The organism is Enterococcus alishanensis (assembly GCF_019218635.1).
Lineage (GTDB): Bacteria > Bacillota > Bacilli > Lactobacillales > Enterococcaceae > Enterococcus_A > Enterococcus_A alishanensis.
Window position 1 is genome coordinate 351,399 of record NZ_JAHUZB010000004.1, and the last position, 22,248, is coordinate 373,646.

20 protein-coding genes are annotated in these 22,248 nt (G+C 36.4%); 3 read left to right on the forward strand and 17 right to left on the reverse strand.

Annotation, left to right across the window (positions count from 1 at the left end; genetic code table 11):
* Positions 1–233: 233 nt before the first annotated feature.
* The 14 genes from KUA55_RS12045 to KUA55_RS12110 form a co-directional block, all read right to left on the reverse strand.
* Positions 234–941, reverse strand: a complete 708-nt coding sequence (locus KUA55_RS12045; protein WP_218326589.1) for an AAA family ATPase — start codon at positions 939–941, stop codon at positions 234–236.
* 86 nt (positions 942–1,027) lie between these two features.
* A complete protein-coding gene (ispE, locus tag KUA55_RS12050) occupies positions 1,028–1,879 on the reverse strand; it encodes a 4-(cytidine 5'-diphospho)-2-C-methyl-D-erythritol kinase (protein WP_218326591.1) in 852 nt (283 codons plus the stop codon).
* A 121-nt stretch (positions 1,880–2,000) separates the two neighbouring features.
* Entirely contained in the window at positions 2,001–4,562 is a 2,562-nt protein-coding gene (gene mprF / locus KUA55_RS12055; protein ID WP_218326593.1) for a bifunctional lysylphosphatidylglycerol flippase/synthetase MprF, read from the reverse strand.
* Positions 4,563–4,740: 178 nt separating this feature from the next.
* On the reverse strand, positions 4,741–6,297 hold the full coding sequence (rny, locus tag KUA55_RS12060; RefSeq protein ID WP_218326594.1) for a ribonuclease Y: 1,557 nt from the start codon (positions 6,295–6,297) through the stop codon (positions 4,741–4,743).
* A 233-nt stretch (positions 6,298–6,530) separates the two neighbouring features.
* A complete protein-coding gene (gene recA / locus KUA55_RS12065; protein ID WP_218326595.1) occupies positions 6,531–7,586 on the reverse strand; it encodes a recombinase RecA in 1,056 nt (351 codons plus the stop codon).
* 103 nt (positions 7,587–7,689) lie between these two features.
* Positions 7,690–8,934: a competence/damage-inducible protein A gene (locus KUA55_RS12070; protein ID WP_218326596.1), complete on the reverse strand. Its 1,245-nt coding sequence runs from the start codon at positions 8,932–8,934 to the stop codon at positions 7,690–7,692.
* 151 nt (positions 8,935–9,085) lie between these two features.
* Positions 9,086–10,192, reverse strand: a complete 1,107-nt coding sequence (locus KUA55_RS12075) for an ABC transporter ATP-binding protein (protein WP_218326597.1) — start codon at positions 10,190–10,192, stop codon at positions 9,086–9,088.
* A gap of 37 nt (positions 10,193–10,229) precedes the next feature.
* On the reverse strand, positions 10,230–11,054 hold the full coding sequence (locus tag KUA55_RS12080; RefSeq protein WP_218326598.1) for a carbohydrate ABC transporter permease: 825 nt from the start codon (positions 11,052–11,054) through the stop codon (positions 10,230–10,232).
* 16 nt (positions 11,055–11,070) lie between these two features.
* Positions 11,071–12,030, reverse strand: a complete 960-nt coding sequence (locus KUA55_RS12085; RefSeq protein ID WP_218326599.1) for a carbohydrate ABC transporter permease — start codon at positions 12,028–12,030, stop codon at positions 11,071–11,073.
* A 22-nt stretch (positions 12,031–12,052) separates the two neighbouring features.
* Positions 12,053–13,300, reverse strand: a complete 1,248-nt coding sequence (locus tag KUA55_RS12090; protein WP_218326601.1) for an ABC transporter substrate-binding protein — start codon at positions 13,298–13,300, stop codon at positions 12,053–12,055.
* Positions 13,301–13,315: 15 nt separating this feature from the next.
* Complete coding sequence (locus tag KUA55_RS12095) at positions 13,316–14,338, reverse strand: Gfo/Idh/MocA family protein (RefSeq protein ID WP_218326603.1); 1,023 nt, start codon at positions 14,336–14,338, stop codon at positions 13,316–13,318.
* Between the two features lie 16 nt (positions 14,339–14,354).
* The gene (locus tag KUA55_RS12100; RefSeq protein WP_218326605.1) at positions 14,355–15,218 is read right to left on the reverse strand and encodes a sugar phosphate isomerase/epimerase family protein; all 864 of its coding nucleotides are present in this window, start codon (positions 15,216–15,218) and stop codon (positions 14,355–14,357) included.
* A gap of 27 nt (positions 15,219–15,245) precedes the next feature.
* Positions 15,246–16,217, reverse strand: coding sequence for a Gfo/Idh/MocA family protein (locus tag KUA55_RS12105; protein ID WP_218326606.1), 972 nt, complete (start codon positions 16,215–16,217; stop codon positions 15,246–15,248).
* 5 nt (positions 16,218–16,222) lie between these two features.
* A complete protein-coding gene (locus tag KUA55_RS12110; RefSeq protein WP_218326608.1) occupies positions 16,223–16,681 on the reverse strand; it encodes a hypothetical protein in 459 nt (152 codons plus the stop codon).
* 165 nt (positions 16,682–16,846) lie between these two features.
* Here KUA55_RS12110 and KUA55_RS12115 point away from each other — a divergent pair, with 165 nt between their 5' ends.
* Genes KUA55_RS12115 through KUA55_RS12125 form a run of 3 tightly spaced genes read left to right on the forward strand, consistent with a single transcriptional unit; the run spans position 16,847 to position 19,269 of the window.
* Positions 16,847–17,746 carry a helix-turn-helix transcriptional regulator gene (locus tag KUA55_RS12115; RefSeq protein ID WP_218326610.1) on the forward strand — a complete coding sequence of 300 codons (900 nt, stop codon included), beginning with the start codon at positions 16,847–16,849 and terminating at the stop codon, positions 17,744–17,746.
* 12 nt (positions 17,747–17,758) lie between these two features.
* Positions 17,759–18,244 (forward strand): hypothetical protein, encoded by a 486-nt coding sequence (locus KUA55_RS12120; protein WP_218326612.1) that lies wholly within the window; start codon positions 17,759–17,761, stop codon positions 18,242–18,244.
* Between the two features lie 17 nt (positions 18,245–18,261).
* Positions 18,262–19,269 carry a Gfo/Idh/MocA family protein gene (locus KUA55_RS12125; protein WP_218326613.1) on the forward strand — a complete coding sequence of 336 codons (1,008 nt, stop codon included), beginning with the start codon at positions 18,262–18,264 and terminating at the stop codon, positions 19,267–19,269.
* A gap of 76 nt (positions 19,270–19,345) precedes the next feature.
* Here the strand turns inward: KUA55_RS12125 and KUA55_RS12130 are convergent, their stop codons facing one another.
* From KUA55_RS12130 to KUA55_RS12140, 3 genes are all read right to left on the reverse strand, one after another.
* Positions 19,346–20,506, reverse strand: coding sequence for a Gfo/Idh/MocA family protein (locus KUA55_RS12130; RefSeq protein ID WP_218326614.1), 1,161 nt, complete (start codon positions 20,504–20,506; stop codon positions 19,346–19,348).
* A 265-nt stretch (positions 20,507–20,771) separates the two neighbouring features.
* Positions 20,772–21,353 carry a CDP-diacylglycerol--glycerol-3-phosphate 3-phosphatidyltransferase gene (gene pgsA, locus KUA55_RS12135; RefSeq protein ID WP_218326615.1) on the reverse strand — a complete coding sequence of 194 codons (582 nt, stop codon included), beginning with the start codon at positions 21,351–21,353 and terminating at the stop codon, positions 20,772–20,774.
* A gap of 20 nt (positions 21,354–21,373) precedes the next feature.
* Positions 21,374–22,237, reverse strand: a complete 864-nt coding sequence (locus tag KUA55_RS12140) for a helix-turn-helix domain-containing protein (RefSeq protein ID WP_218326616.1) — start codon at positions 22,235–22,237, stop codon at positions 21,374–21,376.
* Positions 22,238–22,248: the final 11 nt, after the last annotated feature.

Here is a 22,248-nt window from a genome sequence, read left to right on the forward strand (position 1 = left end):
GTAAAATTTACGTTTTGAGACTCATAAACACTGATAAATCGTAATTTATATGTTTTATTATTCATATAAACAGATAAACATGTAATCGAATTTACGTTATTTTAATAAAGATAATTAAGCTATCTCAGCAGATCCTTAATTATTTTTTTAAAATTTAAAGAAAATTACTACTCAGCATATTTTAATAAAATTTGAAATTGTTATGGACTTTTATCGGAGATAAATAAAAAATTTTATTCTTGCTCCAAATAAAAAGTCATGCGCTCAGGATTATCCAAAAAAAGCTTCATATCTTTATAAGCATCAGTAGTTTGGTAATCAATTTTCTTCATTTCATTATTGCTATCAAAAATGGTTACTCCCGGTGCTGCCAATAAAACAGGTGAATGAGTGGCAATCAAAAATTGACAGTTCTGTTTACTCAATAAAAGAATTTCTCTTAGTAACGTCATCTGTCTAGATACCGAAAGCCCAGACTCCGGCTCGTCTAAAATATACAGACCGTTGGGACCAAAGCGATTAGAAATGATAGACAGCATTCCTTCACCATGAGACATTTTGTGTAAGGCTGTTTTTCCATAATAAGTAGATAATCCTAATTCTTCTACTTCTGAAGCAAGATTATAGTAATTTTCTGCTCGTAAAAAGAAGCTAACTTTGGGAATTAGCCCTTTTCGGACTAAAGTCAGAAATTCATGGAGTTCAGAGTGGCTGTCATAAGTGGAAAAGTTGAAATTCTTTGTCCCACCTTCAGGATTCATCCCGAAAGAAATCGCAATAGCTTCCAATAACGTTGATTTTCCAGAGCCATTTTCACCAGCAAAAAAACTAATTGGTTGATTGAGCTTCAACGAATTTTTACTAAGTGCTTGGACAACTGGTAAAGTGTAAGGATATTCATTAGAAAAATTAGTTTGAAGTCTGATTTCATCAATGAACATAAAATGCCTCCTAAAAATTTTATCTCCATGGCCTATCCATAGCTATCAATTCTCAATAATAAAAAAGCTTGAGGAAATCCCCAAGCTTACTTTAAGGTTCGAACTAAATAAACTTCATCACAAAAGCCTTTTAAAGCATTCATGACATGCTGCGCCCGAGAATATTTATGGCATAAGCCGTAAACGGTCGGACCTGATCCACTCATCATAGCGGCATCAGCACCATATTTCACCATACGGTCTTTGATTTGCTGAATAATCGGATGCTTTTTGATAGTGACAGCTTCCATCGAGTTACCTAAGTTTTCCGTCATTGCTTGATAGTCATTGGCTTCAATCGCCGCCACTAAAGCTGAAATATCGGGATGATGTAATTGATCCATCACGATTTGTGAAAAAACCGTTCGCGTCGATACACTCATCCGCGGTTTCACTACCACTACCCAACATTGCGGCATCGGCGGCAAAACGGTCACTTTTTCACCAAAACCTTCTACTAAAGAAGTTTTTCCGTAGACACAATATGGCACATCTGAACCTACTTCAGCTCCTAACTGCGCCAATTCTGCTGTCGTCAAGTTCAACGACCATAGACGATTAATTGCGCGCAAAGCTGCTGCCGAGTCTGTTGATCCGCCACCTAAACCAGCTGCAACGGGAATCTTTTTTTGAATTTTCACATGTAGACCAGTCTGAATTTGGAATCGGTTTTTAACTAACTCCAAGGCTTCATAAACATGGTTTTTTTTATCGGTTGGCAAAAATGCCTTATTGGTTTCAATCACGATTTTATCTTCGGCAATTTCTTCTAAATATAACCGATCTGCTAAATCAATCGAAGCCATCACCATCGACAATTCATGTAAACCATCTGGACGTTTACCTAAAATATCTAAACCCAGATTTATTTTTGCTGGTGCTTTTTCAATGATTTCCATCTTCTCACCTGTCTAATTTTATCATTAGAAAATTTTAGCATAGCCTCCTAAAAAAGTATAGTTCGGCCTCCATAAAAAAAGGTCTGATAAAGATGAGCAATGCTCATCTATCAGAACCTCCTTATAATTCAATCATTTCTTCTGATAATGGTGTTGCTTTATCTTTCCCACGACCAATTAAAATTAATAGCTGACTGGCAGAAAAAACAAAACTACTGGATTTCATGTAAGCAAAATAACGAGGTCGCCAATAATCAACGTAAGGATTTTTTTCTTCTGTAACTTGTTGGAAATCATAAAATGAATGGCCGTATTTATAAATCAAGTTCATTACTCTTTCACCTAAGAAAGCAAAAGAAGTTTCTCCTACTTTTGCTAACGGAGCCATACCTTGATAAACTTCCTTAAAACCCATTTGATGTAATTGATCCATTAAATGCAACTTCAAAAAGGTAGACAGCTCATTAGGCAAATCTTTTTTGTAGCGCAGCAAGTCATAAGAAACAATTTCTTTTGTAATTGGTTGTTGGCTAATAAAACCGACTAGCTCACCTTCAGGATTTAAAGCCACTCCAATACCGCTAGTTTTTAAATACTGTTTATCGAAACGACCTACTGAAAAGTGTTTTTCCTTTTCACCATTTAACCACTCATCAGAAATTTTCACCAAATCCGACAATAAGGCATCTGTTGGTTGTTGATAATATTGGAATTGATAGCCTAATTTAGCCAAACGCTCAAAACCAAAGCGGTCTGAAAATACTTCTTGATGATGACGAGAAAAATCAGTTACGCCAGTTTCGCCAATTTTGTCAAAGTGAAAACCTAAATCATGTAACAGCAAAACATATTCTTCTGAAATCTTATAAAAAGCTAATTGATAGCCTAATTTATCGACATATTCCATAAAGGCAATCGTGGCAGCTTGCCACTTTTCAGGATTGCCTAACGGATCACCTAAAACGAAGCACTTATTTGCTCGCGGTTGAAAACCAAACATCATTTGATCCGCACCATTTTCTTGATAATAAAAATAGCTATAGCCTGACAGACGTAAATAATGACTGGCTGCCGTTCCACCATACAGTTTTTGCAAATGATTGAACCGTTCTTCGTCCCATTTCTCACCAACTATTTCTTTTTTAGTCGTCAAAAATTGATATAAAGTGGCTAAACAAATAATGGATAAAACGACACCTAACATGCCAGAAATCCAAATATCTTCAGAAGGAAAAGCAAAATATTTACTAGCAAAAGCCTGACTGCTCCAAATTTGGCCACTATGATAGCCCGCCACAGCGTAAATAACTAACAGAATACCAAATAGCAAACCATCCGTCACAATTGCTCCCCAAGAATAAGCAAAGCTTTGCCGATAAAATTCTTTGCGCGAAGCCCAGACAATCAATAAAATAATTACATATACAGTAATCAATCGAACCGAAGCTGTTCGAGAGACCGTATTTACAATCCCAAAAATCAGCAAAGCGATGGTGGGCCAAAAGGCTTTCTCAACCTTTTGTGAAATACCTCGCGCCAATCCTAATAATAAAAAACCAATTAATAAATTCAACGTCTGATCTAAGAAATTAAAAGAAAAAGGCAAGACAATTTCAAATAAACGGCTCAGATTAGATAGATTCGTAAAGGTAGATAACAAAATCATCATAGTTCCAGCAAAATATACCGCAACGACTAAACAAGTGTGGGCAAATTTTTGTGATAGAAGCCGCGGCAAATTGTCAAAATAACGATTTAATTTCACACTAGTATTGGTTAAATAAATAATAATACCCGTTACAAAAGGAATGAAATAATAAAAAATCCGATAAAACAAAATCCAAACCACGGCACTACTTTGACTTAACCCTAAATGTCCTAACCCTAAAATCATCATGACATCAAAAGTTCCCGCACCACCAGGAACCATCGTCAGCATGCCTAATCCAGTCGCAATCACAAACATGGGATAAACATCAACTATTGAAAAATCTAGTTGCATCAAATAGCCGACAACTAAAAAGACCGACAAGGCTCCTAGCCATTGACCAGTCGAAGCGGCAACTAACTCGGCCAACCAACGCGCGCGAAATTCTTTAAACAAAGTTTTTCGACGATTATAAATAAACGTCAATAAAACAGGAGCGAAAAAACCACCTAATAACAGCCACCAACGATAATGATAAAAAGGATTATTATGCCGGAATGCAATTAAATCTAAGGAAGTTACTAAAGCTAACAGTGAAAGCCCACTGAGCATAAACAAAGCAATTTTGGACACCGTAGCAATCACTTTTTTTCGTTCCAAGCCTTTACCATAAAAATTAGCTCGCAAACTCGCCCCAATCACTCCACCAAAACCAGCTAAATTATTAATTGTATTTGTCGTCCAAGCGGCAACTAAAAAATCTCGCTTAGTTAATTTTTGACTGCCCATATTTACCAAACTTTTTTCAGCCACCCGATCATATAAGACCATTGGCAAAAGTCCCGCTAGTCCAGCGATAAGCATTCCTAATAACGCCCAGCGGTTTTGCCCTTTGATGCGCAGTAAAATATCCTGAAAGCTCATTCCATGAGCAATATTGCGGACTTGATTGGCAACGAAGAACAAGACGATGCCAAAAAAGATAATTTTAATTAAGGTAGCATGCTTCTTTAGCCACTGACTGAGCTTTCTCATTTTTCTTGCTCCTCTTTTTGATTAGTTCAATATCTCTAAAAAATTTTGAAGTAACAACTGTATTTTCTTTTATGGTAGCTTAAGCTGAAGTATTTGCCAACTTGATATGATGTTTTTTTAATTTTTTTTCAAAGAAAAAGACATCAACCAATTTCGATTGATGTCTTAGTAACATTACTTATTTCGCGTAATCTGTTGCTCGGGTTTCTCGAATAACAGTTACTTTGATGTGTCCTGGATAATCCAACTCATCTTCAATCTTACGACGAATATCACGAACTAAACGAACGGCATCTAAGTCAGAGATTGCTTCTGGTTTAACCATTACTCGAACTTCGCGTCCAGCTTGAACGGCGAAGCTTGATTCGACCCCTTCAAAACCGTTGGAAATATTTTCCAAGTTTTCTAAGCGACGAATATAGTTTTCCAATGATTCGCTACGGGCACCCGGTCGCGCTGCTGAAACTGCATCGGCAGCTGCTACCAAAACAGAAATAACTGAAGTCGCTTCAGTATCTCCATGGTGAGAAGCAATAGCATTGATAACCGTTGAATTTTCTTTGTATTTCGCTGCTAACTCGGCCCCAATTTCAACGTGAGAGCCTTCAATCTCGTGATCCAACGCTTTCCCAATATCATGTAGCAAGCCGGCTCTTTGGGCTAATTGGACATTTTCGCCCAGTTCAGCTGCTAGAATACCGGTCAAGCGAGCAACTTCGACACTGTGATCTAAGACGTTTTGGCCGTAACTTGTTCTAAAGTGCAAACGACCTAAAATCTTAATTAAGTCAGGATGTAATGTATGGGCGCCAACTTCAAAGGCTGCCTGTTCACCATACTCACGAATCCGTTCATCCATTTCTTTTCGAGATTTTTCAACCATCTCTTCAATACGAGCCGGATGAATCCGACCATCTTGAATCAGTTTTTCCAACGTCATACGGGCAATTTCCCGACGAATTGGATCAAAGCCTGACAATACAACTGCTTCTGGTGTATCATCGATAATTAAATCAATCCCAGTTAATGTTTCAAGGGTACGAATATTTCGACCTTCACGACCGATAATCCGACCTTTCATTTCATCATTTGGTAAGTTAACTACTGAAACAGTTGTTTCTGAAACAGCATCAGCACCAGAACGTTGAATCGCCATCGCCAATAAGTTTTTCGCTTTACGATCCGCTTCTTCTTTGGCTCTTTGTTCTGATTCTTTCACCATAATGGTCAACTCTTGATTTAATTCTTCTTCCGTCGTCTGCATGATGATCTCTTTGGCTTCATCTTTAGTCAACGAAGCAACTTGTTCAAGTTTTACTTGTTGTTTCTCAATCAGTTGTTCTACTTCTTGTTCTCGCTCGTCAATTAATTGCTGTCTAGCACTAATTCTTGTCTCTTTGTCTTCCAGTGAGTGCTCACGCTTCTCTAGAGAGTCGTCTTTACGATCAATCGACTGTTCTCTTTGAAGCAAGCGATTTTCTTGTAGTTTTAATTCTTGTTTGCTTTCTTTCAACTCACTTTCAATTTGTGCGCGATACTGCTGGTTTTCTTCTTTAGCCTCTAACAAAGCTTCTTTTCTTAGTGTTTCTGCTTCTTTATTGGCTTGATTAATGATGCCTCTTGCTGAAGTATGAGCACCTTCAATCTCTTTATCATGGCGCGATTTTGCCACCATAAACCCTAAACCAAGACCGACAATTAAAAAGATGATAGCGAGGAGAATAGGAACTAACATGAAATCCACCTCCGTACTATCGTATTATAGTTATCTGTAGTTTTTCTTGATAAACGTCATTAAAATTATCAATATGCCTAACTTGCATACGTGCGAAATACGCACAAGTATATTTTACTTTTTGTCTGATAGTGTGTCAACTTAATTTGGCTTGTTAACAAGCCTTTACAGAGAAATGACTAAAAAACAAAAAAAGTTGCGGCCAAAATAAATTGATCGCAACTCTCTGCTTTTTATTCATCTTCTAAAGGTAGTTCTTCTTGACCAGCTACTTCAACTTCTTCGCCTTCACTACCCGGTTCGCCTATCCCAAAAGCTGCCCGAACTCTTTGAGAAACTTCCGCCATCATATCAGGATGTTCCCGCATATAATTCTTTGCGTTTTCTCGACCTTGACCGATACGTTCGTCTTTGTAGCCATACCAAGCACCGCTTTTATCTACGATATCTTTTTCGACAGCCATATCTAGTAATTCGCCTTCTTGTGAAATTCCTTGACCATACATCAAGTCTACTTCAGCAACTTTGAAAGGTGGTGCTACTTTATTTTTAACTACTTTAATTTTCGTCCGGTTACCAATAATATCCGTACCGCTCTTTAACTGTTCTGCTCGGCGTACCTCTAAACGAACAGTTGCGTAAAACTTCAAGGCACGTCCACCCGGTGTTGTTTCTGGATTCCCAAACATTACGCCAACTTTTTCCCGAATTTGGTTGATAAAGATTGCGATTGTTTTCGTTTTATTGATTGAACCTGATAATTTACGTAGCGCTTGCGACATCAAACGAGCCTGCAAACCAACGTGAGAAGCTCCCATTTCACCATCAATTTCTGCTCTAGGTACTAAAGCAGCCACCGAGTCAATAACGATAATATCAACTGCACCAGATGAAACTAACGCATCTGCAATTTCTAAACCTTGTTCACCAGTATCTGGTTGTGATAATAATAAATCATCAATTTTTACGCCTAATTTTTCAGCATATTGTGGATCTAAGGCATGTTCCGCATCAATAAATGCAGCGGTTCCGCCTTGTTTTTGGACTTCAGCAATCGCATGTAATGCGACTGTCGTCTTACCAGAACTTTCAGGTCCATAAACTTCTACAATCCGACCACGAGGATATCCGCCGACACCTAATGCGACATCCAACGCTAGTGAACCACTAGGAATAGTTGAGATTTGTGTATCAACCTTTTCCCCTAATTTCATAATGGAGCCTTTACCAAAATTCTTTTCTATTTTCTTTAAAGCATTGTCTAATGCTACTTTACGATCTTCAGCCAAGAAAAATCCTCCTTGATATTATAATTTCCGTCAGTCAACATGATTAGTTTAGCGGTTTAAAGTGAGAAATGCAAGCAAAAAGCGAACAAACATTCGTATTTAATTATTTATTTAAAATTGCGCGGCGCAACATGTCTAAACCTTTCATGACAGAACTTTGTCTAATGTAGGCGCGATCTCGACTAAAAGCTTTCTGTTCAATAACTGTTTCGCCATCTTTTTGTGCTACTGCAATAAAAACAGTTCCTTTAGGCTGACCTTCTAATGGATCTGGACCAGCTACGCCAGTAAAGGCTACTGCATAATCTGTATTTGCTAATTCTCGAGCTTTTTCAGCCATGACACCTGCAATTTCTTTACTAACTACTCCATATTCTTCAATTAACGTTGAATCGATTCCTAAGAAGTTTTCTTTGGTCTCATTGGAATAAGTCACAAATCCTCCCGGAAAGACTTCAGAAACCCCTGGAACGTCCGCTAGACGAGCTTGGAATGCTCCTGCCGTCAAACTTTCAGCGGCTGTGACACTTTTTTGATGTTCCTTTAATAAATTTACGACCGTTTCTTCTAAACTATTGTCGTCACCATACCCGTAGAAGTATTCTCCTTCAACTGCTAATATCTCAGCTTCCACCTGATCTAGCAAGGTTTTTGCAGAAGCATCATCTTCGGTTTTTGCAGTAATGCGCAAGGTCACTTCATTTGGTTTAGCATAAGGTGCAATCGTTGGATTGGTTTGATTTTCAATCATTTCTGCTAAATCTGTCACAATTTGTGACTCACCAATTCCATAAAAACGCAAAACTCGAGAAGTTAGTTTTTCATGAACACCAAATTTTTCTACCAATAATGGCGCCGCTTGTTCACTGAACATAGGTTTTAATTCACTTGGCGGTCCAGGTAAAATAATATAGTTATTTTTTTCTCCTAGATACAAACTACCAATTGCTAAACCGGTTCGATTTGGCAGAGGAATCCCGCCTTCAAGCGTTTCAATTTGTCGTATGTTATTCGGTGTCATCGGTCGATCACGACTACCAAAAAATTCATTCATATGGTCCAATGCAGCTTGATTTCGAACGAGCTGAATTCCTAAATGGTCAGCCAAAACATTTTTTGTCAAATCATCATCAGTTGGTCCTAAACCACCACATAAAACAATTAAATCACTTCTTGAATCCGCTAAAACCAATAACTCTTCTAAACGTTTTGGATTATCTCCCACAACAGTATGATAATAAACTTCAATTCCTAAATCAGCTAATCCTTCAGAAATAAAAGTCGCATTTGTATTAACAACCTGTCCTAACAAAAGTTCTGTTCCTACTGCAATAATCTCTGCTTTCATTCTCTTCACTTCTTTCTTAAAATACGCCATTTGAGTCTATCATACCAAAAAAAGTCTAAAAAACTTGTCATTTCGTCTAGAATACAAAAAAAACTGCAAGTTAAAACCCGCAGCCTCTTCTATAATTTAAAATTAATAACACGCATTTGATTTATCCCATTGATAAAATTGGAATTACCTTTTCATTTTCTTTATCAAAAAAATGTCCTTTTGCTACATTGAAATTCAAGGTAATTTCAGAGCCTGGTTTATGAAAATCAAAGGCATTTACTTTTGAGACAAATTCAGTATCCCCCAATTTTGAATAAAGTAATGATTCTGATCCTAATAATTCTGAAACCATAACTTCAGCTTTTACTAATGATCCTTCAGCACTTTCATCGGCATGAATATTTTCTGGTCGAATACCAAAAGTTAAATTTTGACCATTGTAACCTTTTTCTTCTAAAACCTTTTTTTGTTGGGGATCAATTGTTAAATGCAGACCCTTGCCATCACTAATAACACCATCTTGCAAGCGAACATTGAAAAAATTCATAGCAGGCGAACCGATAAATCCGGCCACAAAAACATTCGTTGGCGTATCATAAACTTCTTGTGGCGTACCGACTTGTTGGATCAAGCCATCTTTCATAATTACAATGCGGTCAGCCATCGTCATCGCTTCAGTTTGATCATGGGTCACATAAATGGTGGTAGTCCCTAAGCGTTGATGTAGGCGAGCAATTTCAGCCCGCATCGATACTCGTAATTTGGCATCTAAATTTGATAATGGTTCATCCATTAAGAAAACTTGCGCATCTCGTACAATCGCACGACCTAATGCAACCCGCTGTCTTTGTCCCCCTGATAAAGCTGCGGGTTTTCTTTGCAAGTATTCTGATAAACCTAGAATCTCTGCCGCATTCTCAACTCGTTTTTTAATTTCCTCTTTTTCGTATTTTCTTAGTTTTAAACCAAAAGCCATATTATCATAAACAGACATATGAGGATATAAGGCATAATTCTGAAAAACCATTGCGATATCGCGGTCTTTGGGTGGCGCGTCATTGACAATTTTTTCACCAATCTTTAATTCACCATCAGTAATATCTTCTAGGCCAGCAATCATTCGTAAAGTTGTTGATTTCCCACAACCTGATGGCCCGACAAAAACTATAAATTCTTTGTCATCAATTTCTAAATTAAAATCAGTTACCGAATAACTATCGGCATTGTCATATTTCTTATAAATGTGATTGAGTGTAAGTTGCGTCATTGCATCTCATCCTTTTTTTAAATTCTTTTCGACAAATTTATTTCCCACCAGATAGGGCAATTCCCTCGATAAATTGTTTTTGGAAAATCAAGAAAACAATGATTAACGGAATACAAGCTAAAAAGGACCCCGCCATCATCAAAGGATAGTCCGCACTGTATTGGCCGTTTAAAGTTGCCAATCCTGAAGTGAGAGTCATCTTATCTGTTGATGTATTAATAATTAGCGGCCATAATAGCGAATTCCAGCCATATAATAAGGCAAAAATCCCTTGAGAAATCAAAGCTGATTTAGATAACGGTAAAATGATGGTAAAAAAGATGCGAACCCGCGAACAACCATCGATAATCGCGGCTTCCTCTACCTCTTTTGGTATCGTCATAAAAAATTGGCGCAACAAGAACGTTCCAAAAGCTGAAAATAAACCTGGTAAAAATAGCGCTGGAATCGTGTTAATTAAGCCCATTTTTTGAACCAACAAATATTGTGGAATCAAGAATATTTGACTTGGTACCATCAAGATTGATAAAAGTAAAATGAACAATGCATTTTTAAAAGGAAAGCTAAGTCGTGCAAAAGCGTAAGCAGCCAGTGCACACAACAATGTTTGTACGACTACAATCATTAAAGTACTGACAATCGTATTAAAATAGAAATTTCCAAATGGGAAAATTTCAAAAATTCTTTTATAGTTTTCCCACTGAGGCACATCTGGCAAAATATTTGGTGGTACTCTGATTGCTTCAGTTTTAGTTTTCAATGAGGTAATAATCATCCAAACAAATGGAAAGACCATCATTACTGATCCAAGGATTAACAGTAGATGGACAAAGATACGATTCGTATTACGAGTTTTTTTCATCTGACTGACTCCTTTTTTAGTATGAGTAATGTACCCATTTTTTCTGTAAAGCAAATTCGATTACGGTAATAATTAACGTAAGGATTAACAAAACAACGACAATTGCTGCGCCATAACCCTTTTCATTAAAGACAAAAGAATTACGATAGAACAGATAGGCTACTGATTGGACGCTCCGTAAAGCCGGATTGGTTTCTGAATACATCATGTAAACCAAATCATAAACTTGCAGTGCAGTAATTAGTGACGTGATTGATTGGAAAAAGACAGTCGGACTTAATAACGGAACTGTAATACTAAAAAATTTACGAATAGGTCCTGCGCCATCAATATCTGCCGCTTCATAATATGTGCTGGGAATACCCTGTAGCCCGGATAAAAAGATTACGATGGAGGTCCCTAATGAACTCCAAACGCCAACAATTATTAGAGCTACCATTGCCCAATCAGGATTTGTAATCCAGCCTGGCCCATCAATCCCGAAAACAGCTAATATTTGGTTAATAATCCCATATTCCGAATTAAACATCCATTTCCAAATCATCGCTACCGCTGAAGTCATGGTAACCGCTGGTAAGAAATAGATGACACGATAAAAACTTTTACCGCGTATTTTAGAATTAAGTAAAACGGCTATAAAAACAGAAATAACAATTGCTACCGGAACCGTAAAAACTGCATAAATTAATGTATTTTTTAGTGCTTGTACCAAATCCGCATCAGTCAGCAATCGTTTATAGTTTTCTAAACCAACCATTTCGTAGCCGCCGAACATTCCCCATTTAGTAAATGAATAAAAAATACTTTGACACATGGGTATCAGATAAAACGCTAAAATCCCTATAAACAGAGGGGCTATAAAAAGCCCCGCTGTATACACTTGATCTTTTTTATATTTTTTGAAGATCACGTTTGGTGATTTTTTTCGCGACTTATTCTGAGGGTCGATTTTTTTTCTAGTTTGTTTCTCATCCATACTAGCGACCTCCTCAAGTCAGTTAGTTTTTAGCTAGAATCTCGTTTGCCTTCGTTTCAATTTCTTTACAACCTTCTTCGACTGTCTTATCACCTGACCAAACTTCATTCATAATATCTTGTTCGATAGCCGTTGCAGCAGAAGAATTTTTATAATTAGAAAATGGCACTGCGTAATCTACTGCATCAAGAAAAACTTGAAGATTTTTCTCAGGATAGGCATCCACCCAAGCTTCAGCTGAACCTTCATAAGAAGGAATAACTACACCTGATTCAGCAACTGTCTCCATTTGTTTTTTCTCAGATAAAAATTCAACCCATTTTTTCGCTTCTTCTTTATGTTCAGAACCTGCATAGACTACATTTGATAATGAGTTAGACGTCGTTGCTCTTTCTTTACCTTGTGGTAACGGTGCAATATCAATATTTTCTCTTCCATATTCATCTTCAAATATTACTGGTGCTTGATAAGAACCATCAACAATCATCGCTACTTTTCCAGCAATCAGTAGTTCGGGTTGTTGCGCACTATTGGTTAAATCAATTGGCGTACCTGAACCATCTTCGATAAAGCTGTGCCAATATTTTACACCGTCAATTGTTGCATCTTCACCAAAGCCAGATTTTTTGCCATCATCGCTAAATGGTCTTCCGCCATTTTGATATATTGCTTGATAATAACCTGTTTCCCAAACTGGAGGTGTACCTAGTCCGTAAACCCCGGTTTCTTCATTTGTTAATTGCTTAGCCACTTCTTGTAGTTTTGCCCAATCCCAAGTTTCATCTGGATAAGCAATACCTGCGTCATCAAACATTTTTTTGTTATACCATAATGCATTGGTATCAAAATCTTTTGGTACGCCATATAACTTACCGTCTTGCGTATAAGACTCTTGATAAATTTCTGGAATTTTATCCTTATCAAATTTCACATCATCCATTGGCTCTAAAACACCATTATCGATATAATCAATTGCTCTGGGAATATTCATCCAAAATACATCCGGTGCACTTTTACCAGTCACTGCAGTTTCTAATTTAGTCCAATATTGCGCCCATGGAGTCACTTGAAATTTTATTTTTATGTTAGGATTTTCTTTTTCAAAATCTTTGGCAATTTCTTCATAAACAGGTGCTTGTTGTTTATCCCACAGCCCATAATTAATCGTTACTTCATCACCTGAACCGCTACTACTATTATCTGAGCCACCACATGCTGCCAACAAACCAAGCGCCAACACACTCGCCATACCTAAAAGAATTTTTTTCATTTATTTTCTCTCCTTTTATAATTTAATTGTCTTCTTCTGATCCGCTGATTGAACTTCAGCTTCTGCGATACGAATTGTCTCCATCGTACTTTCTAACGGACAAGCTAATTGTGGATCGACATCATCAATGATTGATTGAGCAAAGTGTTTAATTTCAATATAATAGCCACTTTCTTCATCAATATCAGGAGTAAAACTTGATTGGTTGTTAGGGTAATCAGTAAATTTTTTATTTTCTAAAATAATCGTTCCTTTTTCAAATGAGAATCTAAAACGCATTTCAAAACCAAAATCATCATTATTGATTGTCCAGTTGTCTTGCGCATTAACCACAACATTATCAAAACCATAATTAGTAGAAACCATGTCATAGCCACTACCTTCGTAGTAGACCTTTCCAGTAGTATTAACTTCTTCTGGAGTCCCCAACAGCCAGTTAATTGTATCTACATCATGAATATGCTGATCTAATAGACATCCGCCAGAACGCTCGCGATCCAACAACCAATTATCCCAAGACCAAAGTGGCGTTGTGCCACCTCTAAACAAGGCAACTTCATTTAGAGCGCCATATCGTCCACTATCGATAGTTTCTTTGATATAACGATAAGAAGGGAAAAATCGTAATGTTTGTCCAATCATTAAATAGCGTTGGAATTTTTTGCTAGCATCGATCATTTCTTGACAGGCTTCAGTTGAAATAGCCATCGGTTTTTCACAAAAAACATGTAAACCTAACGACATAGCCTTAACTGCATAAGGAGCATGAATAAATGTTGGCAAACATAAATCAACATAATCTAATTCTTCGTTAGCAATCATTTCTTCCATATCGGTATAGAAATTAAACTGTGTAAAATCAATATTCTTATCACTGACATCAATATTTCCTTGAGTTAACTTACCTGTTCTTTTTTCTTCATTGACATCGCAAATGGCCACCAATTTAATTGGAAAGCCTTCATCCATCAATCTTTTATAAATTCCCAAATGTGAACTTCCCATAAATCCTAAGCCGACCAAACCAACTTTTAACATCTCCGATTCCTCCAATTTATAATTTTGTAATATAACTTAAAGCACCGGCTGTATCTAGTGCTAGTTGTTGTCCATTGACTTTATACGGCGATAACTCGCAAGTTAACGGCCCATCATAACCAATTCTGTTTAATTCCTTCACACAAGACTGCCAGTTGACATCCCCTTGTAGTAAATTAGTAAAGCCTTGAATACTGCCAATGCTTTGCTTGAAATCCTTCACGTGAATTTTTGCAATTTTATTCCCTAGTATTCTGATCCATTGTTCTGGAAAACCATATTGTAAAATATTACCAATATCAAAATATGCTCCAACATAATCACTGTTCACTTGATCTAATAGTTGACGAAATTCCAGCGGTGACAATAAGAATTTATTCCAAACATTCTCTATCCCAATGACAATTTTTTTATCTTGAGCGTAAGGTGCCAACTCTGACAAAGCTGCTTTAGCCAACTCATACGCTTGATCATATGGTTGCTCCGTAGTTACTAAAGCCGGAACTACTAAAACAGTATCCCCTCCTAAAACTTGACAAAAATCAATCATCTTGCAAACAATTGCTTTTCCCTTTTCCCGAATTTTCTCATCATTACTGTTTAACGGATAAGTCCAATGAAGCGCCGTTGATAGACTAGAAATAGGTAATTGATATTTTTCCATTAAATGAAGAATTTGATTTAAAACTTCTTCATCAGCCTCTAAAGTCAAATCCAACTTTTCTGCCAATGCCAAGTCATTAGTAACAATTGAATCATTGACGATATTTTCAGTGACATTTAATTCAATTGTGTCAAAACCAGCTTCTTTGGTAACTTTGAATTGTTCTTCCAGGGAAAGATCACTTGGTAACGACCAGACGTTCATTCCTTTTTTCACAATGATTCCTCCTCCTACTACTTTTTTCTATACGGTAATGGGCTGTTTCTTTTGAGCTGCCTCAAAGGCCATTTGCGTAATCAACACTGTGTATAACCCATCTTCTCCACTAACCGGTGCTGGTAAATCATTTTCAATTGCCTCGATAAATGCCTGCATCATTAAATGATCCATATCATCTTCATAATAAACATCTTTAATTTTTTGCTGATTGTCAGAATAAACCTGCATCTTTCGACCAAATCCATCAATAATGATGTAGCCTTTTTCAAAAACAACTTCTAAAATGGCATCTCCCCAGATTGGATAAATCATCGGACGATTCCAAGATGTATCTAATGACATGATAGTTTTTTCTTTAAATTGGATATTAACTAATCCAATATCTTCAACTGCTAACTTCGCGTCACTTTTACCGATAAAAGCGGATATCTTTTCTGGAGTAATTTTAAATAAATAGTTAACTAAATCGCTGATATGAACAGTATGATCAATTAAAGCGCCCCCGCCAGATAATGCCGGATCGACAAACCAGTCACCAGGGTTTTTCCCGTGATTAGATGAGTTAATTGCCAATACTGGACCGTAATCGCGCTCAGCAATTATTCTTTTTAAATCTTGAACAGGTTGACTAAAACGAACTGGATGAGCCACCATTAATTTCACTTGATTCTTTTTAGCTGCCTGAATCATCATTTCACCATCAGCCACGCTTAACGCCATTGGCTTTTCAACAATTACATGTTTTTTAGCTTTAAATGCTTGCAAAGCTAACTCTTTGTGGAAAACATTTTCCGAACAAACTAAAATCGTATCGCAGTCAGTTGCTAAAACTTCTGCTACCGTTAAAAACCAAGGAATTTTTTTATCATTACAAAACTCTTTCGCTGCAACTTCACAGTGATCATAAACACCAGTGATTTCAATATTTGCTCTTTTTAATTCTCGGAAATAACTTTGAACATGCATATGAGCAACACCTAAAATACCGACTTTCATGCTACCTATTCGCCTCCTATTAACTGAAACTTTTTTAAAAGCTCGCTAACGGCTATATCATCATGATCACTGGTAAAATAATCTGCTTGATAGTCAAATCCACTAAAAGCACTGTCAGCTGAACTATCGTATTGCACCATATTATCTTTAGCTACCACTTCAACCTTAAAATAAGGTTCTTGCACAGATGAATAAGTTGCCAACGCAATATTAAACAACGAATCATCACTAAACTGACCATTGATAATTTGTGTACTTTGATTTCTTTGTAAAACTAAATCTTTTACCTCAAACGAATTTGCTGATAAAGCTTTTTTTATTTCAAAAATAAATTGCAACCCTTTCTCCAGTATAAGTTCTGAAGTATCCTGATTTTCCGCTTGATAATAGCTTAATCTCAAGAATGTCGCCTGCGTTAATTTATTATTATCGCAAACTTTTATGACTTTTTTTGCAAATAACATCTTTTCCACCCCTTGAAGAATCCGCTTTCATTTATTACAATAAGAATACTTGATGACAAGCCTAGTTTATTTAGAAAAAAAACCTATTTATTTGCAAATTAAGACACTATTCCCGCTCATCTATTTTCTATCATCACATTTTTTAAAGTCTGTGAGGTGCCATTTTTGGAACTAAATTCCCATTATATCAGTGTTTTACCTATTAAAAGAATTTATCGATTGCACTTATTTATTCTGCAAAAAAAAGAGACCTATCAATTTAGTGGTTATCCTCAATTAGTTCTCTACTATATTGAAACAGGGAATGTGAAACTTATTACAAAAGAAGAAGAGCTTTTTTTACAAGCTGGTGAGAGTATTATTTTAACTGGTAAAAATAATTTCCATTTTATCAATGAAAAGTGCGAATCCGCTAGTCTAGCTGCTATCACCTTTAATGTTTTTTCTGAGGATACGACCATTCAACCTGTGATTAAACAGAAAATACGCCTAGCCGAAACGCAAAAAAATTTAATCAAAGATGTGCTGGCTAAAACTCAATTGTTATACGTCCAATCGTCAAATCAAAGCTATGATTTACAGAGCCGAAATACTCAGTCAGACCCTTTTGATGAACGCATTCTGTATTTACATTTCGCTGAATTGCTTTATACCATGGCGCAAAACTTTCAACGAAATCAAGCCTGTGATAACAATAAGCATCGAAAAAATAATAAACAAGAAATGGTGTCAGATATTTTACATTTTATGGAAGAACATTTAGATAAAAATTATTCCGTGGAAGAACTAGCCAATCATTTTTTCATCAGTCCTTCTTACATTAAGAAAATTTTTAAAGAACACACTGGCTACAGTATGATCAATTACTACAAAACTTTAAAAATGGAGCGAGCTAAAGAACTAATTCAAAACGAAGACTTAAGCTTTACAGACATTGGTTTGTCTTTGGGTTATGACAGCATTCATCATTTTTCCAACACCTTTAAAAAGTACACAGGTCTCAGTCCTTCACGTTATAAACAGTCTATTGATGTTGTAAAACAGAAAATTAATTATTTTAGTTAGGAGTTGTTTCTCATGCATCTGGAAAACCAGCATGCTCTTTCGTTAGTTTCTGCAGGAAAAATTGGTCAAGTTAATTTTACTCGTTTAACTTTGGCTACTCAGTGCAAAACTATTAGTGATAAAGAAGCTATTATGAAAGAAGTGCTAGATTTTATTCGCGCTATACATCGTGATCGGATCGATACTCTGTATGCCACTTGTCATAAGTCAGCCGCAGTTTATCTGATCTCTTTGCAATTTTTCAATCATTCGTTGGCAAATATATTATTGGATTTTTCTTACCAAGATTCTGATAATTATTTAAAAAATTTTGAAATTGCAGGTACTCGCGGAATTTACCAATATGATTCTCAACAAAAGCATTCTTTCTCATCAAATTTTTTAAATCAAGGATCCTATCAAGCTCAGACGGAATTTTCTCCCGTCGACAATATTTGGTTAAATGAATTATTGCGAGAAATAGAATTAAGCATCCGCAATAATCAATTAATTCAATAAAACTTAGGAGGAAAAGAATGAAACTTGGAATAATCGGTTGTGCTCATATGCAAGCAAAAATTTATGCCAATATTTTCAAACAAGAGAATGTGGAAATCGTGGGGATTTTTGACCAAAACTTATTGCGGGGTAATCAATTTGCCAAAGAAATGGGACTAACTTTTTTTAAAAGTCTAGATAAAATTTTGGCAACTTCAATTGATACAGTATTGATTTGTTCAGAAAATTCACTTCACTATGACTATGCCCTAGCAGCTTCTATTCATAAAAAAAATATTATTGTGGAGAAACCTTTAGCCCTAACTGTAAAAGCAGCGCTACACATGATGGTGGCTTGCCAAGAAGCACGGGTAAAATTATTAGTCGCCCATCCTATTCGCTTTTCTCAAACTATTATTGATTTGAAAGAACATTTTCAAACTGGGAAATTTGGAGAAATATATGCATTGAATTGTACCAATCGAGGAAAAAATCCTGGAGGCTGGTTTTTAGATAAGGAATTAGCAGGTGGTGGAGCCATATTAGATCATATGGTCCATTTAGTGGATTTGTCTCGCTGGTTATTTGATTTTGAAATTGCTTCAATTTTAGCCCGTGCTCAAAAACAAGAGGGTAGTGACATTGAAGATTCCGGATTAATTAATATTACTTTTACTAATGGTGCCATGTTAAGTCTCGATACTTCTTGGAACCGTCCATTAAATTATCCTGTTTGGGGAGATGTTTATTTAGAAATTATTAGCGAAAGTGGCTTCACCTTTATTGATGCAATTGGTCGAAAAATTAATTATTATGCAGATAATCAAATTCATAACTTTTTAAATTATGAAAAAGACATGGATGAGCGGATGATTCAAACCTTTATTGCAACAATCGATCAAGACTTACCAGAGCCAGTCAGTGGCGCGGACGGTCTTTACACGATTCAAATTGCCACACTTGCCTATCTTTCTCTTAAACAAAATCGAGTCATTCACCGTCATGAATTTGATGAGCTACTGCGCCAAAATATTTCTTATAATTAAAAAAAGACCACTGAAAGTGAAACCTGGTAGTTCTTGTAAAAACTAGCTAGGTTTCACTTCAGTTGTAGGTCTTTTTTTATTTTGATTGTTTGATCATTTTATGCTGGTCAATTGAATCCTGTGCATCTAATGCTAATAAAGACGCTAATGTACTGGACCTTAAATTCGAGATCGGCTCTTTTCCAGTCTGAATTGCTAAAATAAAATCAGCTAACTGTTCTTCATCTCCTGGCTCCATTTGAATTTCTTCATGATTGTTTTGATAAATCATCACTTCATCCTTCAAACGATGATAAACTTTAATTTCATTAGTTACATCATCAAAAGTTAACTCACCCATAGATCCGAAGATCTGAAATGCTCTTTTATAGTAAGCGCCAAACAAACATAATTGATAAGAAAGTTGCACACCATTCTCATACTGAACCATTACACTATTTTGATCATCGACATCAATTTCACTATTGAAAACACAACTATCTGGCCACTGATCCGACCACTGGATTCTCTTTTCTTTTGCTAGATTTTGAATACTCTCCTCGCAAGTGTCACTGATGGTACAAATCCGACAATGTAAATCTGGTGAAACTTCATGACCAAATTTTTTTAATGCACCTGGTTTCCCCATAGTTGAAAGTCGACCGAAAGCAACTACATCTTGCGGAACACTATCAATATACCAGTTCGCAATATCTAATGAATGTGTAGCTTTTTGCAATAATAAACTCGTCGATTTTGCTCGCGTTCGATGCCAGTCATGAAAATATGCATAACCGCCATATTGAATATGATCGATAGCATTAATCATTTTTACTTCACCAATAGCGCCGCTAACTAATAGTTCTTTGACTTTTTGAAAAGATCTAGCATAACGTAAAACATAGCCTACTTCAAATACTTTTGAATAATCCTTTAGCACTTCTTGAAGCTCAGCAATTTTTTCGCGGCTGACTTCTAATGGCTTTTCACATAATATATGTTTCTCCTGAGCTACGGCAGCCAAAATAATTTCCGCATGGGTATCATCTGGTGTAGCGATAAAAACAGCATCCACTTGATGGTTATCCAGAACATCATGGTAATCTATTGTATTGGCAATACCTGGAAACAGATCGAAATTTTTTCCCAGAGCATCACAGACCATGACTATTTCACAATCTTTACTAGTCATAATTGTCCGTAAAGCATATTTATAACCTCGATTACCAAGACCAATTATCCCAAATCTAATTGTCATCCTCATCCCTCCTAATTCTCCATGTTTCTCGTCTCATTTTAGAAAAGGAAATAAAAAAAAGCAAGATAACTAGTAGCGTTCTTAGTTTGCCAAATCCTTTTTTTGTAGCTTTTTTTGCAAATTATCTTTCACGTTTAATTAACTTCAAGTCATCAAATAGCGCCATTACAATAAATCTCTTTTTTTGAAAAAAGGCTTTTTTTGTAACTATTTTGAGCACAAAAAAAGAGCACGTTATTTGATACAAACGTCCTCTTAATAAAATTTACATTGACCCCTTGAACAAATGCGCATTCTTTGCAAAATAATCATAGCCAGAATAAATCGTAAAGAACAGACATACATAAAGCATGATTTGATCCATTGGAATACCAATAAAATTAAAAGGTATGTTATTAAGATACAATAAAATAATTCCAACCATTTGTGTCACAGTTTTGATTTTTCCAGGCATTGCAGCAGCCATCACGCCACCGCCTTGTTCAACTATTAAAGTTCGCAAACCAGTGACTGCTAGCTCTCGACAAACAATAATCGCAATGACCCATGCAGGTGCTTTTCCTTGGCTTACCAAAATAATAAAAGCAGTCATCACAAGCATTTTATCTGCCAAAGGATCAGCAAATTTCCCAAAATTAGTAACTAAACCTCTGGCGCGGGCAATCTTTCCATCGAGATGGTCAGTATAACTAGCCACTGCAAAGATAATTGCGCCAATTAATTGTGTCACTGGGAGTTGGGCGTTGCCGGCAGTTAACGTTCCTAAATCAATAGGTGCTAAGACAACAATCATAAACAGTGGAATCATAAATATTCGGACCACTGTCAGCTTATTTGGTAAATTCACGGGTCAATCCCTCTTTCTTATTACGTATAGTTAATTGTTAAATCAATTGTTTTCGAACGTTCTGAATTGTTCGCTTGAAAATCTAGATCGGTATCGTTTGCTTGGATTGTTAAATAACTAGCGACTCCAACTGAAATACTGGCGGAAGTTGTGCCCTCTGGCAAATCAAACTCAGCCGATTGGCCTGCTTCGATTGTTTGTTGGAAACTCAAGCTGCCGTTGACTGACAGACCTACCCAAACACGATTTTGCGCATTAAATTTAATTTTTAAAGGCGCAGCTACTTGATCTAGTGTGACCGCGGCAGTACTGCTGGAATTGCTGGTTACATTTTGGCTCATTGTCGGTGCTTCAACCGATTCCGAGGTTGAAGCTTCAGTTGTTTCTTCCGTTGAGCTGCTGCTTTCGGTTTCTGACGTACTACTACTAGAATTACGCTCAACTTCTACTGAACTAGCATTTAAAATAGGCTGATCATTGTTGTCTAAATAACTAACATAGCCAACAATTACGACAATCGCAAGCGCTACTAAACCTAAAATAATCATCGGCATTGTCGCGATTAAGCGACGCCGAACTTTCTTTTCTTTATATTTATTGGTTCGTTGACTTTCTATTTCTTCAACTTTTGGATAGGTTGGTAAAATCTGATCCTTCCCATCATACACAGCTAATATATATCGACCATCTAATTTTACTGCATCCGCATATTGTTTTAAAAATCTACGTACATAAAATTCACTTGGTATTTGACCATAATCATTTTCTTCAATCGCTTGTAAATATCTTTTTTGAATCTTGGTGATTTGTTGTAATTCATCAAGACTTATATTCTCACTTAAACGGGCGTCCCGTAATGTTTCTCCTAAATTTTTTATAGCCACAGACTTCTACT

What these genes read in the sequence shown, in the direction of transcription:
- KUA55_RS12045 (WP_218326589.1), bottom strand. Translation starts at nt 941, where the DNA reads ATGTTCATTGATGAAATCAGACTTCAAACTAATTTTTCTAATGAATAT.
- ispE (WP_218326591.1), bottom strand. Translation starts at nt 1,879, where the DNA reads ATGGAAATCATTGAAAAAGCACCAGCAAAAATAAATCTGGGTTTAGAT.
- mprF (WP_218326593.1), bottom strand. Translation starts at nt 4,562, where the DNA reads ATGAGAAAGCTCAGTCAGTGGCTAAAGAAGCATGCTACCTTAATTAAA.
- rny (WP_218326594.1), bottom strand. Translation starts at nt 6,297, where the DNA reads ATGTTAGTTCCTATTCTCCTCGCTATCATCTTTTTAATTGTCGGTCTT.
- KUA55_RS12070 (WP_218326596.1), bottom strand. Translation starts at nt 8,934, where the DNA reads ATGAAAGCAGAGATTATTGCAGTAGGAACAGAACTTTTGTTAGGACAG.
- KUA55_RS12075 (WP_218326597.1), bottom strand. Translation starts at nt 10,192, where the DNA reads ATGACGCAACTTACACTCAATCACATTTATAAGAAATATGACAATGCC.
- KUA55_RS12080 (WP_218326598.1), bottom strand. Translation starts at nt 11,054, where the DNA reads ATGAAAAAAACTCGTAATACGAATCGTATCTTTGTCCATCTACTGTTA.
- KUA55_RS12085 (WP_218326599.1), bottom strand. Translation starts at nt 12,030, where the DNA reads ATGGATGAGAAACAAACTAGAAAAAAAATCGACCCTCAGAATAAGTCG.
- KUA55_RS12090 (WP_218326601.1), bottom strand. Translation starts at nt 13,300, where the DNA reads ATGAAAAAAATTCTTTTAGGTATGGCGAGTGTGTTGGCGCTTGGTTTG.
- KUA55_RS12095 (WP_218326603.1), bottom strand. Translation starts at nt 14,338, where the DNA reads ATGTTAAAAGTTGGTTTGGTCGGCTTAGGATTTATGGGAAGTTCACAT.
- KUA55_RS12105 (WP_218326606.1), bottom strand. Translation starts at nt 16,217, where the DNA reads ATGAAAGTCGGTATTTTAGGTGTTGCTCATATGCATGTTCAAAGTTAT.
- KUA55_RS12110 (WP_218326608.1), bottom strand. Translation starts at nt 16,681, where the DNA reads ATGTTATTTGCAAAAAAAGTCATAAAAGTTTGCGATAATAATAAATTA.
- KUA55_RS12120 (WP_218326612.1), top strand. Translation starts at nt 17,759, where the DNA reads ATGCATCTGGAAAACCAGCATGCTCTTTCGTTAGTTTCTGCAGGAAAA.
- KUA55_RS12125 (WP_218326613.1), top strand. Translation starts at nt 18,262, where the DNA reads ATGAAACTTGGAATAATCGGTTGTGCTCATATGCAAGCAAAAATTTAT.
- KUA55_RS12130 (WP_218326614.1), bottom strand. Translation starts at nt 20,506, where the DNA reads ATGACAATTAGATTTGGGATAATTGGTCTTGGTAATCGAGGTTATAAA.